11 protein-coding genes are annotated in these 14,079 nt (G+C 69.9%); 6 read left to right on the top strand and 5 right to left on the bottom strand.

Features of this window, described 5'->3' with window-relative positions:
• The first annotated feature begins 29 nt into the window (after positions 1 to 29).
• Positions 30 to 1,169, top strand: coding sequence for a cytochrome P450 (locus GWK25_RS18500; RefSeq protein ID WP_215451543.1), 1,140 nt, complete (start codon positions 30 to 32; stop codon positions 1,167 to 1,169).
• Positions 1,170 to 1,188: 19 nt separating this feature from the next.
• The gene (locus tag GWK25_RS18505; protein WP_286014535.1) at positions 1,189 to 3,135 is read left to right on the top strand and encodes a RiPP maturation radical SAM C-methyltransferase; all 1,947 of its coding nucleotides are present in this window, start codon (positions 1,189 to 1,191) and stop codon (positions 3,133 to 3,135) included.
• A gap of 18 nt (positions 3,136 to 3,153) precedes the next feature.
• Here GWK25_RS18505 and GWK25_RS18510 read toward each other — a convergent pair whose 3' ends face one another.
• The gene (locus GWK25_RS18510; RefSeq protein WP_308404259.1) at positions 3,154 to 4,599 is read right to left on the bottom strand and encodes a leucyl aminopeptidase; all 1,446 of its coding nucleotides are present in this window, start codon (positions 4,597 to 4,599) and stop codon (positions 3,154 to 3,156) included.
• Between the two features lie 14 nt (positions 4,600 to 4,613).
• A complete protein-coding gene (locus tag GWK25_RS18515) occupies positions 4,614 to 5,150 on the bottom strand; it encodes a DUF2087 domain-containing protein (protein WP_215451551.1) in 537 nt (178 codons plus the stop codon).
• Positions 5,151 to 5,724: 574 nt separating this feature from the next.
• Here GWK25_RS18515 and GWK25_RS18520 point away from each other — a divergent pair.
• Positions 5,725 to 6,567: a class I SAM-dependent methyltransferase gene (locus GWK25_RS18520; RefSeq protein ID WP_215451553.1), complete on the top strand. Its 843-nt coding sequence runs from the start codon at positions 5,725 to 5,727 to the stop codon at positions 6,565 to 6,567.
• Positions 6,568 to 6,708: 141 nt separating this feature from the next.
• On the top strand, positions 6,709 to 7,962 hold the full coding sequence (locus GWK25_RS18525; protein WP_215451555.1) for an MFS transporter: 1,254 nt from the start codon (positions 6,709 to 6,711) through the stop codon (positions 7,960 to 7,962).
• Positions 7,963 to 8,188: 226 nt separating this feature from the next.
• Here GWK25_RS18525 and GWK25_RS18530 read toward each other — a convergent pair whose 3' ends face one another.
• The 3 genes from GWK25_RS18530 to GWK25_RS18540 all read right to left on the bottom strand — a co-directional run bounded on the left by GWK25_RS18530 (position 8,189) and on the right by GWK25_RS18540 (position 9,558).
• Complete coding sequence (locus GWK25_RS18530) at positions 8,189 to 8,515, bottom strand: DUF6204 family protein (protein ID WP_215451557.1); 327 nt, start codon at positions 8,513 to 8,515, stop codon at positions 8,189 to 8,191.
• Positions 8,512 to 8,685: a hypothetical protein gene (locus GWK25_RS18535; protein ID WP_215451559.1), complete on the bottom strand. Its 174-nt coding sequence runs from the start codon at positions 8,683 to 8,685 to the stop codon at positions 8,512 to 8,514. Before GWK25_RS18535 ends, GWK25_RS18530 begins: the two co-directional genes overlap by 4 nt.
• A 93-nt stretch (positions 8,686 to 8,778) precedes the next feature.
• Entirely contained in the window at positions 8,779 to 9,558 is a 780-nt protein-coding gene (locus GWK25_RS18540; RefSeq protein WP_215451562.1) for a HipA family kinase, read from the bottom strand.
• A gap of 575 nt (positions 9,559 to 10,133) precedes the next feature.
• Here GWK25_RS18540 and GWK25_RS18545 point away from each other — a divergent pair.
• Both GWK25_RS18545 and GWK25_RS18550 read left to right on the top strand, forming a co-directional pair.
• Positions 10,134 to 10,982 (top strand): hypothetical protein, encoded by an 849-nt coding sequence (locus tag GWK25_RS18545; RefSeq protein WP_215451564.1) that lies wholly within the window; start codon positions 10,134 to 10,136, stop codon positions 10,980 to 10,982.
• Positions 10,979 to 14,065 (top strand): non-ribosomal peptide synthetase, encoded by a 3,087-nt coding sequence (locus GWK25_RS18550; RefSeq protein ID WP_215451566.1) that lies wholly within the window; start codon positions 10,979 to 10,981, stop codon positions 14,063 to 14,065. Before GWK25_RS18545 ends, GWK25_RS18550 begins: the two co-directional genes overlap by 4 nt.
• The last annotated feature ends 14 nt before the right edge of the window (positions 14,066 to 14,079 follow it).

The raw sequence follows: 14,079 nt of genomic DNA on the forward strand, positions 1-14,079 counted from the left end.
CAGCGAAGGGGAAAACCGGGCCTGACCCCGTGGACTTCAATTTCTTCAGCGCCCCGGCAGAGTACCGAAAAGCCGCTGAGGAGCACGCGCACGAGGGTGCTTTCTACAGCGGGCACGGGGACGGATTCTGGGTCCTCACCAGCTACGAAGGAATATGCCAGGCCTTCAAGGACGAGGAACAGTTCACCGTCGGACGGGTCAGCGCGGCCGAGGGTGCCGAGGAGGACCGCTGGATCCCGCTGACCATCGAGGGACGTCAGCACACGGAATGGCGGCGCAAGCTCGCCGCGTGGTTCACACCCCAGCGGGTACGGGAACTGACCCCGCAGATCCGTGACAACGCACGGCGCCGGATCAAGGAATTCTTCGAGCAGGGCGAGATCTCGTTCAACGAGGACTTCGCCCGGCCCTATGTGATGGAGAACCTGATGACCGCCGTGGGCTGGCCCCTCGACGGTCTCGACCGGCTCCTGACGATCAACCGCGCGATGATCGACTCACGGTACGCACCCAACCCTCGTGAAGCGGCGTACGAGGAAACGGGTATTCCGGCAGTGGAGAAGTACGCCCGGGAGCACGTCGAGCGCAGGCGCGCCGAGCCGGCCGACGACCTCACCACCGCGACGTTCTCCTGGGAGATCGAGGGTGCCCCCATCACCGACGACGACCGGGTGTCGCTGCTGAGCGTGCTCTTCCTGGCCGGGGTGGACTCGACGGTCAACCACCTGGCCAACGCGATCCAGTTCCTCGCCGTCCACGAAGAGCACCGGCAGCGTTTTCTGACCTCCGCGGACACCCGTCCGGTCGCGGTGGAGGAGTTCCTGCGGGTGAACTCCTGCATGTACCCGGGCCGGATGGCGGCGCACGACGGCGCGGGCGAGGTGGCCGACCGCGGACAGACGGTGCTCCTTCCGCTCTCGCTAGCCAATCACGATCCCGAGGTCTTCCCCGAGCCGGGACGCGTGGACTTCGACCGGGAGCGGAACCCGCACATCGCGTTCGGCACGGGACCCCACCAGTGTCTCGGAGCGGCGCTGGCGCGGGCGCAGATGCTCACGGCCCTGGAGGAGTGGCATGCGCTCATTCCCCGCTACGGTCTGCCGTCCGCTGCCGGCGCTCCGGACCTCCCGTTCCTCCGCAATGCCTATGACCTGAGGATTTCCTGGTGAGGAGGCGGGGGGCACTGCCATGCTGGTGACGCTCGTTTCCATGCCCTGGAACAACGTGAGGCGTCCGTCGATCCAGATAGGAACGCTGCGTTCGGTCGCCGAGGCCGAGGGATGGCGGGTGCATTCGAATTACGCCTACCTCGATTTCTATGGGCTCGCCCAGGAGACTCTGGGATTCAGTCGCGCGGAATGGTCCGATGCCTATGAGCTGGTGTCGGAGAGTCTTTACCACATGGCGGTGGGGGACTGGATCTATGCCTGCCGGGATGCCGGCCCCGAGGCCCGGGCGGCGTACTTCGACGAGTTGCGGGGCAAGCGGGTGGACGAGGAGACCATCGCGCTGATCGATGCGCTGCGCGAGGTCGCCGACCGGCATGTGGAGGAGACCGCGGAGGCCCTGCTGCGGTCCGCTCCGGATGTCATCGGCTTCACCAGCATGTTCAGCCAGAACGGTCCTACTCTGGCGGTGGCCGGGAGGCTGCGGGAGCGTGGGTATGCCGGGGTGATCGTGCTGGGCGGCAGCAACTGCGAGGGCCCGATGGGCCGGGCTCTGCTGGCGAACTATCCGACGGTGGACGCGGTGGTCGACGGCCCGGGGGAGGATGCGTTCGTCGCGCTGCTGCGGCAGGTGGACGGCGGGGGGCCGGTCACCTCGCAGGGGCGGCTGGTCACGCGGCGGGAGGCGGATGCGCCGCCGGGTGAGGCGGGTGCGCCGCCGGGTGAGGTGGGTGCTGCGGCGGATTCCCTGCGGGTTCCGATGCCGAACTACGACGGTTTCTTCGAGCAGTTGCGGAAGGCCGGGCTGCATCATCTCGAGGCTGACATCACGCTGCCCGTCGAGTTCTCGCGGGGCTGTTGGTGGGGTGCGAAGACGCACTGTACTTTCTGCGGTCTCAACGGTGCCACGATGGCCTATCGCAGCAAGCATCCCGACACTGTGGCCGATGAACTCCGTCATCTGATGGACCGTTACGGTGTGCTGGACTTCTTCGCCGTCGACAACATCCTCGATCTGAAGTACCTGGACACCGCCCTGCCCATGGTGGAGAAACTCAACACGGATCATTCCATCTTCTTCGAGGTCAAGGCGAACATGGAATGGGCCGACATCAGGAACATGCGCCGGGCGGGTGTCCGTTCGGTGCAGCCGGGGATCGAGAGCCTGAGCACCGAGGGACTGCGTCTGCTCAAGAAGGGAGCCACCGCCTTCCAGAACATACGCTTCCTCCTCGGCTGCGCCGAATACGGAGTGGTTCCGGTGTGGAACATTCTCACCGGCTTCCCGAACGAGACACCGGACTCGTTGCTCACCCAGCTCGAGGTGGTGCCGTCACTCAGCCACCTCGAACCACCGGACAACGACGTTCTCGCCGTGCACTTCGACCGTTTCAGTCCGTATGTGGAACATCCCGAGTCCTATGGACTCACGCTTTCGCGTCCTCTTCCGGGATACCGGTACGTCTATCCCGACCTGTCACCCGAGGACTTGTGGGACGTCGCCTATCACTTCGAGGGCGACTTTCCCGACGACGAGAGCAACGCCGCCGTCCGGCGCCGGCTCGCCGCGCGTGTGCGGCTCTGGCGGAACCACCATCACCAGGCCCGTTTCACCTACCGGCTCGGCTTCGACTCCGTGGTCCTGCACGACCACCGCCCCGGACTGCCGCAGCGTGAAGTGTTCCTCCGGGACACCGAGGCCCGCCTCTACCGGGCCGTCATCGGAGGAACCCGGTTCCGAGACCTCCAAGGGCAGGAGTGGACAGGCGAACGCTGGGACCAAGCCCTGGAAACGCTCCGTACCTGGCAGCGTGAGCGGTGGGTGTACATCGAAGGCACGAAGGTCATCGCACTCGCGGTCCGCGAACAGCCCTCGGCCTACCGCACCCCACCGCTCAAGGGCACACCCCGACTCGCCCGCAACCCCGTCCCCCTCACGCTCACCGGCACGGTGCGGAAGTCCGGCTGAAACACGGCGGGCCGTCGCTCACGTCCCTCGCGGCTCGTTCGTCCCGGACAGGGACCTCAGCGTCTCGAGCAGCGTGCGCACGGCGAAGCCCGTACCACCGTGCGGAGTCTCGTCGTACGGGGCCTCGTTGTTGAACGCGGGGGCCGCGATGTCGAGGTGGGCCCAGACGGTTTCGGGGGCGATGAAGTCCTGGAGGAAGAGGGCTGCCTGGACCGTGTCGCCGTGGCGGTGGGAGCAGTTCACACGGTCGGCCACCGCGGAGTGCAGATGGCGCCGTTCGTGCGCGAGGAGCGGAAGTCGCCACAACGATTCCCCCGCTCGGTCCGCGGCTTCGAGGATCGTGGCAGCCAGACGGCTGTCGGGGGAGAAGAGGGAACCGGTCCTGGTGCCGAGCGCATGGGCGGCGGCCGAGGTGAGGGTCGCCACGTCGATCACGAGGTCGGCGCGGTGCGGACCAGGACGGGTCGCGCGGACCAGGACGTCGGCCAGGACCACCCGGCCCTCGTTGTCGGTGTGGGTGATCTCGGTGGTCGTACCGTCGAGGTGTGTCACGACGTCGCCGACGCGCAGCGCCGCGCCGCCGGGCATGTTCTCCGCCAGCGGCAAGTAGGCGCGGACCGGCACCGGCAGGGCCAGCCGGGGCAGAGCGGCGAGCGCTCCGACCACCGCGGCGGCGCCCCCCATGTCGGCCTTCATCGCGTGCATCTCGTCCGACGGTTTGAGGGACAGCCCACCGGAGTCGAACGTGATGCCCTTGCCGACCAGGCCGACCGTGGGCGCCGAGGAACCGTCCGGCGGCGTGTACGCGACCTCCACGTACCGGGCCGGTTCGCGGGAGCCCCGGGCGACGGCCTCCAGACCGGCGAGGCCGAGTTCGGCCAGCGCATGGTCCTCGTAGACCGTGCAGGTCAGGCCGTTGGCGTCCGCCATGCTCGCGATCCGGCGCGCGAAGTTCCCGGGGGTCAGCGCGCCCGCCGGGCAGTTGACGAGATCGCGGGCCAGGCAGGTCCCGTCGGCGACGGCCAGCGCCTCGGCCACGGCCTTGTGCTCAGCCGTCGAGGGGGTCGCCACGGTCACTTCGGCCAAGGGCCTCGCCGACTTCCCCGAGCGGAACTCGTCGTATCGGTAGAGGGCGAGCGCGGCCCCCTCGGTGACGGCGCGGACCCGGTCGGCTGCCGGGACGTCGCTGTCGTCCGGCAGAGCGAGATCGAGGCGCAGGCTGCGGGCCGGCCCGACAGCCCGTACGGCGGCGGCCGCCGCCGTACGGAAGGCGGTGGCCGTGGCGGAACGGGCCGGCCCCAGACCGACGTTGAGGATGACCGAGCGGCCGTCGGATGACGGTTCGGCGACGACCTGGCCGGGCCGGGCCACGAAACCGCGGCGTCGACAGAACGCGTCGGCGGGCGCGCCCGCGTGCCAGCCCCGCGCGGTGACATCCGCGGCGGTGCGGGCATCGCCGGCCACGACGCGCACCATCGTCAGACGCGCTCGTACATGGTGCCGGACTCGTTCCTGCGCAGCAGACCCTCGTCCACGAGGGCACGGCGCAGAGTCACCCAGTCGTCGAACCATTCGCCGCAGATGGCGTTGACCTTGGCCTCGGAGTACGCCACGCCGGGCTCGAACGAGTCCTTCACCACGGCCAGAACACGACCGCGTACCTCCGCCTTGCCCGGAATGGACGTGATCCGGCCTCGGCGGAAGTAGGAGCCCGCCCCGTCGCCGCCGCCCCGGCCGGAGACCCTGACCTCGGCCTGGACCGCGAGCCGGAACGTGTCGTCGAGCAGCGTGTACGCGTGCTTCTCGCTGTCGAAGGCGGCGATCCGGCCGGCCGTCAGCTTCTGCAGCGCCGCGGCGGCGGCCGCTGGGCGGAGCTTGGCCAGCTCGGCGACCTCGGCCACGGAGGTCGCGCCGAGGGCGAGGGCCGCGTAGGCGGCGCGCCGGTCGTTCTGGGCGAGGAGTCCGACCAGGTCGCGGCAGGAAGGCGAATGGTCCTCGATGGGGGCCGTGTTCATGGTGTCCGTTCCGTCGTCGTTCCGGGGCGCCGCTCGTCGCAGGAGCCTCGGGCGGTCTCTACAAGTACCGCGAGCCGGGAGAGGCGTCGAAATCGGTTTCTGGCGAATGAGTACGTTTTCGGTCAGGCCGTCGGCCCGAGGACGTTGCCCGGAGGGTGAGGGGACGGGACCGCCGAGCCCGTCCGCCCGGGGATCTCCGTCGCTTCCTCCCGGCGCATTCGCACCACCGGAAATCGAGATGCGCCCGATCGGCATTCATCCGCCCCGTTTCCCTGCTCATCGAAACAGGGGAGATGTGTCGAACACCGGGCCCAGAACAATCTCCCCGGGGATATGGTCGCGAGAGTCACCGGACAGCCTGATCGATCACTGACGCCTTGTCAAGGCAGAAAAGGTCCCCTAGGGTCTCGATCAAATGAGGACGCTGACGGAATGCATTTCTCCTCGGCATTGCGAAGAGTTTCCGCCAATATCCCCGTCCCGAGTTTCAGAAGGGCGAAATGATGCTTGACCTGTCCTTTTTCCGGCCGTTACCGCTCCGAATGCAGGACATGCCGGTCCGACGGGGCCGGACATGAAGGTTTCCCTGACCGGCGCGGCCGAGACACTGCTCGCCCCTCTCTACGCACGAGCCCTGGACGCCCGCTCACCCCATCCCCTGCTCGGCGACCACACGGCCTCCGCGCTCGTCGACAAGCTCGACTACGACTTCGGCCGCCTCGGGATGCGGCAGTCGAGTGCCGTCGGCGTGGCCCTTCGCGCCCGTCACTTCGACCGCCGGGTACGGGAGTTCCTCACCGCGCACCCACGGGCCAGGGTCCTCCATCTCGGCTGCGGCTTGGACAGCAGGGTGCAACGCATCGCACCGGGGCCGACGGTGCACTGGTACGACGTCGACCAGCCGGAGGTGATCGAGCTCCGCAAGGAACTGTACGAACCCCTGACGGATCATGAGACCGTCGCCGCGTCGGTGACCGATGCCGACTGGCTCGCCGACATCCCCACGGACCGGCCGGTCCTCGTCGTCGCCGAGGGCCTCACCATGTATCTGGCCGCCGACGAAGGGCCGCGCGCGCTGCGCAACCTCGTGGACCGCTTCTCCCGCGGTGAGATGGTGTTCGACACCTACGCCCGGTTCGCCGTCCGCTCCACACGCTCCATGGCTCTGTTCCGCCAGACCGGCGCCCGGCTGGCCTGGGGCGTGGACGATCCCCGCGAACTGGAGCGCGAAGTGCCGGGACTGCGGCTGGTCGAAGCGGTCAGCGCCTACGCCACCGCCGCCGGCGTCGACCTCCGCCATCTGCCGCGGGGCCTGCGGATCCGGCTCGGGCTGAGCACCGCGGTCCTCTCACGGCTTCCCGTACTGGGAAGGGTCGGCCATGTCTCCCGGTACGCCTTCGGGACGGCCGGCACCTGAAGCGGGAACGCATTTTGAGACGGAACCAGGCGTACCGGTACGCCTGGGCACCGCGCCCGGCCGGGCAAGGTCCCCTCAGGGGCGGAGGGATCCCGCCATCGGGACACCGGAGAGGCTCGACGGCCCTGCCAAACTGACTCGGTGCTGATCCGATACCTCCTCTCCCATGGGTTGTCGCTGCTCGGGAACACCGTGGCGGCCATCGCCCTTCCCTGGCTGGTGCTGCTGCGCACCGGCGACGCCGCGGCAGTCGGACTGGTGGCCGCCGCGAGCGCGCTGCCGATGCTGGTGTCCGCCGTGGCGGGAGGAGTGCTCATCGACCGGGTCGGCCGCCGTCGGCTGTCGATGGGCGCGGACCTGGCCTCCGCCGTCTGCGTCGCGGCACTGCCGATCGTGGACGCGGTTTCTGGGCTCACCGTCGCCTGGTTCGTGGTCCTCGGTGTGGCCGGAGTCGTCTTCGACGTGCCGGGGATGACCGCCAGGGAGGCGCTCGCGTCCGATGTGGCCGCCGCCACCGGAGTCGGCATGGAGCGTCTGGCCGGGCTGCGGGAGAGCATCAGCGGAGGCGTGGTGATCCTCGGGCCCGCCGCGGCCGGGGCGCTCATCATGATCGCGGACCCGACGACCGTCCTGTGGATCACCGCGGCGTGCTCGGCCCTCGCCGCGCTCGTCACGCTGACCCTGCCGAAGCACATCGGTCTGCAGTCCGCGCCCTCGCCCGAGGGCGGCGGCCTTCGCGCCGATGTCGCGCGGGGGTTCAGGGTGCTGCGCCGTGACCGGGTACTGACCGCGATCACCCTGGTGTCGGCGGGCAGCGCGGTCGTCCTCGCACCGCTGGAGAACCTCGTCCTGCCCGTGTATCTCGTCGGCGAGGGATCGCCCGGTGGCTTCGGACTGGTCGTGTCCTGTCTGGCCGTGGGCGGGATCGGCGGAGCGGGCCTGTACGCCGCCTTCGGCTCACGCTGGTCACGGCGCACGGTCTTCGTGACGGCTCAGATCTTGTCCACCATCGGTACCGCGGGACTTGCCCTGCTCCCTCCGGTGCCGGTGATGCTGGTGGCGGCCGTGCTCGCGGGCATCGGGGCCGGACCGATGGCCTCCTTGTTGCTCGTCCTGGTCACGGAGCGGATCCCGGAGGAGGTCCGGGGCAGGGTGCTCGGTCTGCAGAACGCGGTGTCGATGACGGCCATCCCGCTGGGCACCCTCGGTGCCGGCCTGCTTGTCGAGTGGATCGGGCTGCGGCAGACCGGAGCGCTTCTCGCGGTGTCGTGGGGTGTGGTGGCCCTGTCGGCCGTGGCCCTTCCGGCGCTGCGGCAGTTGGACGCGGGAAAGAAGGACGACGGGACGGCCGAGGCAACCGCCGAACTGGCCGACCCGGCTGTGACCGAACGGTAAGGGCCTTCGACGAGGCTGTCGTGCGGAGAGGCCGCCGCGGAGGTCGAGCGAAGGTCGAGCGGACGGCGGTCCGCGCCTGGGGGACGTCGGTCCGCGCCGAGGGGACTCGGCGCGGACCGGCTCGGACGTCAGCGGGTGAAGTCGGCGGCTGTCATGGAGTGTTCGCCGTTCTTCCGGTGCGGGCCCGCCCGGCGCCCCGCGCCGAGAGGGGACCGCACCGACGGATTCAGCGCCGTCGCATTTTGATGGCGGCCAGGTCCGAGGACCTGGAACGCAGATCCTGGCAGTCGGCGCCGAGCCGGCGGATCGCCGAGGTGGCGAGTTCCTCGGCCTTCGCCAGGACGAGGCGCTCGGTGTCGTCGTCGCCGACCGGGATCAGCACGCGGAAGGTGAACGTCTGCGGCGGCAGCTCGTAGGTGACGGTTCCCTCCTCGGTGAACCGGGCGCTCAGCACGCCGTGGTCGTCCGCCTGCGCGACCAGGGCGGCCCGCTGTTCCTCGTCGAGGGGTGCGAACTTGCCACGGGTGATGACCTGATACGTCGAACGGCTCATGCCGGGGGTCTCCAGATGTGGTTCGTGGTGTGGTGGCGGCGTTCGTGCGGGGAGTTCGACGGCCGTACGCCCTGCCCCGGCCCGGCGAGGGTCTCGTCACGCCGACGGTGGCAGGAGCGCTGCGTCTCGGGCGGCTCGCCGAAGGTCTCCGTCCGGGTCCGGCGGTTCAACGTCCGGACCCCGGCCGATGGTGATCGCCCCTTCCACCGGCCATTTCGGATACATGATTGTATCCCTATACGGTCTTGTAGCTGAAGCTGTGGTCACGCGGCTCCCTCGGGCCACCAGTCGCGCTCGCCCGCGCAACGCGCCAGCAGGTACTCGCAGTAGCGCCCGCGCAGGGCCGCCGCGTCGGCGCCGTTCGCGGAGTCGAGGGCCAGCAGGAAGTCGTCCGGAACCAGTGCGAGGACCTCCTCCAGGCGAGCGGCGGTCACGAGTTCCGCCAGTTCGGCGTCGAGTTCCTTGAGCGCCCGCGCGCCGAGGTCGGCCGCCTGTGAGGAGAGGACGTGCGAGCCCAGGCCGTAGTCCCGGTTCGCCCAGCCGTCCACCGCGGGCCACGAGTGCTGGAAGACCAGCGCGGCGCCGTGGTCGATCGCCCACAACTTCCGGTGCCAGACGAGGAGGTTGGGGTTGGACCAGGTGCGGTCCACGTTCGCCGTCAGGGCGTCCAGCCAGTAGATCCGGGCGGCCTCCTCGGCCGGCGCCCGCCACTTGATGCCGTCGTAGTCCACCGATCCCGGCAGGAAGTCCATGCCCAGGTTCCGGCCGGTGCTGGCGAGCAGCAGTTGCCGCACCTCCTGGTCCGGTTCACTGCGGGCGAGTTTGCCGCCCACGTCGAGGAGCACCAGATCGGGTACCCGGACGCCGAGGCGTCGGCCGAGCTCGCCGACCACTATCTCCGCGACCAGCGCCGCGCTGCCCTGCCCGGCTCCTCGGAACTTGACCACGTAGGTGCCGTCGTCGTCGGCCTCGACGATGCCCGGGAGCGAACCGCCTTCGCGCAGTGCGGTCAGGTATTGCGTGCCTTTAACCTCTTGCAACATGTGGATCACCCTATCCGGGGCCGGAACGTGATTCACGGAGGCAGGTGAATTCTCGCCATCGTCGTCGGCCCGCAGGAATGAGGAAGTGGCACCGACCGGGCCTCTCGTGGCTGATTGCAGGGGGCACCTTCCCGTGTCGGAGGCGGTTCTGCTCGATGATTACCGGCCATCCAGCCATGGAGCGCTGAACATATGTACGGGCCGTCGGCAGCTGTTTCTCCTGGCGAGTGCCGTCGGCGGGGCATGGGCTTCACAAGGTGATCCGGCCTGCCTCTGGCTGAAACTCTGCTCCGACATATCCGGAAAAATGCGTCGGACGGCTGGAACTCCATCATTCCCAGCGGGAATTCAATTCCCCCTGTCTGAAATTCCTCGCGAGCCTCGATTCAAGGGACTGCTCGGTGGTGCCGAGGTGCTACGGCAGGCAAATGAATGCTGTAGACAGGCAGATCATCCGTACGTAGTATCCAGCCTGGCCTGAAGGGAGAGGTGCGGGAAGGCGAACCCGGCCGCCCGCTTCTCCGTTCTCTGTAATCGGATCGGTATTCAGTCCATTTGATATCCGGGGGAAATGCATGCCCGACCCCACCGTGTGGAACGTCGTGCGCGATGCGGGAGACGACACCGACATCGTGCTCGCCGCCGACTTTCCGGTCACCGGCCGGAACGAAGGAGGATTCACTGATCTCACACCCGGTCTGAACCTCGACTGCGCGCTGTGGCAGACCGTCGCTCCGGTCCGCAGCCCCGAACACGACGCCCTGGACGAGCGGTACCTCCAGCCCTGGCTGTCGGAGGTGAGGGCCAGCGGGCGCAACGTCCGGGCAGTGCTGGGGTACTGCGCCGGCTCCGTGTTCGCCGGTGTGCTCGCCGAGAAGATCGCCGCTCGGCAGGACACCGCCCCTCACGTGATCGTCTTCGATCCCGAGCTGGTCGACGTCCCGACCGTCCACCTCCAGTTCGGACGCGTCATCGGCAACATGACCACCGTCCTCACCCCCGAGGAGACCGGCGAACTGTCCGACACCGCGGAACGGCTCGCCGCGAAGCCCGACGTCACGCCCACCGCCTTCGCGGCCGGACTCCACGCCGCCTTCCGGCCGATCGGCACCGGGGCGCTGCGCCGCGCCGGACTGGACGAGGACTACGCCGGTGAACTGGTCTCGCTCGTCGGATCGTTCATGGCCTACCTCGCCACCGCCGCCGGCCTCGACCCACGCCCTGGCTGGCGACGCGCCACGGTCATGACCTCCGCCAGCGAACACAGCGGACTGAACCGGATGCGCACCACGCCCGGCATCGCCCCCATCGAGGTCGCCGGTGAACGGCGCTTCGACGTGGCACACCAGGACCTGCTGCGCACGCCCGCCGTGGCCGCCTCGGTGGCGGACGTCTTGGCCGGCCCGACGGGAGACACGGCGTGACCCCCGGCCCCCCGGCCGGCCAGGTCCCCGCGACCCGCAAGGAGAGCACGCTCTGGCTGCTCGACGAACTGGTCCCCGACAACGGCGCGAACAACCTCTCGCTCGCCTTCCGTGTACGCGGACGCCTCGACCCCGCCGCCACCGAGAAGGCACTGCACCTGTTGCCGGAGCGCTTCGAGGTGCTGCGGACGGTCTTCCACCGGGACGGCGCGGACCTGACCAGATCCGTGCTCCCCGCGGTCGCCGTCGACCTGGAGGAGGCCGCGCACCGGGGCACCGACGAGGACGAACGGGCCGTCCTGACCGCCTTCGTGGCCAGGCCCTTCACCCCGGACGGCAGCCCCCTCCTGCGCGCGCTGGTCCTGCACGGCCCGGACGGCGACACCTTCTGTCTGGCTCTGCACCACGCCGTGTCGGACGTCCAGTCGACGGCCGTCCTGCGCGCCGGATTCGTCTCCCTGTACGAGGCGCTCGTCGCCGGGGAGAACCCCGACACCACCCCCGTGCCGATCTGGCACGAGCCCGAGGCGTCCACCGAGAGCCGCCGCTACTGGCACGACCGGATGGCAGGCTTCCACCCCTCGGGCCTCGAACTCGGGTGCGAGCAACGGGAGCAGTCGGTCACCACCCTCCGCGGCGACGAGGTCACCCACGTCCTGTCGCCCGAGGCCCACGCCGTGGTGCGCCGCCTCCAACGCGAACTCCGCGCACCGGAGTCGGTGGTGCTCCTCGCCGCCTATGCGGTCCTCCTCGCCGGCCACGGAGCCGGCCCCGACCTCACCATCGGCTCCCCCGTGAACACCCGCCCGCGCGAGGCGGTCGACACGGTCGGCTATCACAGCAACCTCGTCACCCTGCGCCTGCCGCTCGACCGGGACGCGACCTTCCGGGACCTCACCGCACTGACCCGCCGCACCTTCATGGAAGCGATGGCGCACAAGGACGTCCCCGCCGACGACGTTCTGGACATGGTCCGGCGGGACAGCTCCGGGTGGCGCAACGGCCTCTTCAAACACGTCTTCAACTACGTGCCGTTCACCGACGCGCAGCGCACCTTCACCCTCGCCGGCGAAGACGCCGAACTCCTGGTCGTGGAGAACGGGTTCAGCCAGTTCGACCTGGAATTCTTCGTCTCGGCCAACCGTGACTCGGCCACCGTGCGTGCCGTGTTCTACACCGGGGTGCTGCACCGCGCGGATGTCGAACGCATGGTCCGCCGCTACGACGCCCTCCTGGTCTCGCTCGGCACCGCCGCGGACTCCCCGCTCGCCTCGCTGCGCATCTGGTCGCCGCAGGACCACGCCGTCGTCGACGCGGCCAACGCCACCGAGCGCACCATCGACCTCCCTTCCGTGCTCGACGGGTTCGCCCGCCGGGCCGCCGCCCGGCCCACGGCGCCGGCCGTCCTCGACGGCGACCGTACGACGACGTACGGCCGGCTCTGGTCCGCCGCCGTCGAGACCGCCGCACGCCTGACCGCGGCCGGGGTACGACGCGGCGACGTCGTCGCGCTGCTGCTGCCGCGCGGCGCCTCCCTCGCCGCGTCCGTCCTCGGCACCTGGCTGGCCGGCGCCGCCTACCTCCCCCTGGACCCCCACCACCCGGTGGAGCGGCTGACGTACCAGCTCGACGACGCGGGCGCGCACACCGTGATCGTGGGAGAAGGGAACGAACCGCCGGGGGGCCGGGCCGGTCTGACCGCCGTCGACTGGGACGCCGTACCCGAGACGCCGGTGGACGTGGCGGCGGCAGCGGCCGCGGAACCCGACGGCCTGGCCTACGTGATCTACACGTCCGGCTCGACCGGTCGGCCCAAGGGCATCCCGATCCGGCACCGCAGCCTCGTCAACCACATCGTCGACTACGCCGACCGGTTCGGCGTGGCCGGCTCCACCCGCCCCACGGGATGGCTGAGCACGTACAGTTTCGACACCTCCGCACTCGAACTGATGATGCCGCTGCTGCACGGCGGGCACACCGTGGTCCTCCCGGACGAGGCACGTACCGACGGCGCCGTGCTGGCGGCGGCCGTCACCGCCCACGACATCGGTCTGCTGCAGGCCACCCCGACCACCTGGCGGCTGGTCGCCCGCGATGCCGCCGCGACACTCGCCGGACGCACCCTCCTCACCGGCGGCGAACCGCTGCCCGGCGAACTGGCCGCCACCCTGTGCGCGGCCGGCGCCGAGCTGTGGAACGTCTACGGCCCGACCGAGAGCACCATCTGGGCGACCGCCGGCCGCGTCGATGCCGACCACGAAGGCCGGGTGCACGTCGGCGCGCCCGTCGCCAACACCCGGATCTTCATCGCCGACGCCCACGGCAGACCGCTCCCGGTCGGCGTGCGGGGCGAACTGTGCGTCGCGGGCGTCGGCGTGGCCTCCGGCTACCACCGGCGGCCCGAACTGACCGCCGAACGCTTCGGCGACCACACCGAGTACGGACCGTTCCACCGCTCCGGCGACGTGGCCTGCTGGCGGCCGGACGGCCACATCGACCTGTACGGCCGCGTCGACCGCCAGGTCAAACTGCGCGGCAACCGGATCGAGCTGGCGGAGGTCGAAGCGGTCCTGCTCGACCACCCCGACGTGGAGGCCGCGGCCGTCGTGGTCGTCGGAGACCCCGGTGGCGACGGCACCCTGGCCGCCTTCGTCCGGGTGCCGCACCGCCCCGAGGCCGTCCACGAACTCTGGGACCACGCCCAGCGCAAACTGCCCCGCTCGGTCGTCCCGCACCAGTTCATCGCCGTGGACACGTTCCCCCGCACCGGCAGCGACAAGGTGGACCACCTCGCCCTCGCCGAACGGGCGGCCCGGCACCGTGGCCCCGCCCTCGGCGCCGACACCGCCGTACGGGGCGACGACGGTCCGACACTGGCCCTCGTCGGCCTCTTCACCGAACTGCTGGACCGTCAGGACCTGGACGCCGGCTCCCACTTCTTCGCCAACGGCGGCAACTCCCTGATGGCGGCGACGCTCGCCCAGCGGATCAAGGAGATCACCGGCGTCCGGCTGGCGCTGTCCGACGTGTTCGAGACCCCGACCCCCGCCACCCTGGCCGACCGGCTGCGCCGGCTCGCCTGACGGACCCGGAAGAG

Source organism: Streptomyces sp. ATCC 21386 (genome assembly GCF_018728545.1).
Lineage (GTDB): Bacteria > Actinomycetota > Actinomycetes > Streptomycetales > Streptomycetaceae > Streptomyces.

What these genes read in the sequence shown, in the direction of transcription:
- GWK25_RS18505 (WP_286014535.1), top strand. Translation starts at nt 1,189, where the DNA reads ATGCTGGTGACGCTCGTTTCCATGCCCTGGAACAACGTGAGGCGTCCG.
- GWK25_RS18515 (WP_215451551.1), bottom strand. Translation starts at nt 5,150, where the DNA reads ATGAACACGGCCCCCATCGAGGACCATTCGCCTTCCTGCCGCGACCTG.
- GWK25_RS18520 (WP_215451553.1), top strand. Translation starts at nt 5,725, where the DNA reads ATGAAGGTTTCCCTGACCGGCGCGGCCGAGACACTGCTCGCCCCTCTC.
- GWK25_RS18530 (WP_215451557.1), bottom strand. Translation starts at nt 8,515, where the DNA reads ATGAGCCGTTCGACGTATCAGGTCATCACCCGTGGCAAGTTCGCACCC.
- GWK25_RS18540 (WP_215451562.1), bottom strand. Translation starts at nt 9,558, where the DNA reads ATGTTGCAAGAGGTTAAAGGCACGCAATACCTGACCGCACTGCGCGAA.
- GWK25_RS18545 (WP_215451564.1), top strand. Translation starts at nt 10,134, where the DNA reads ATGCCCGACCCCACCGTGTGGAACGTCGTGCGCGATGCGGGAGACGAC.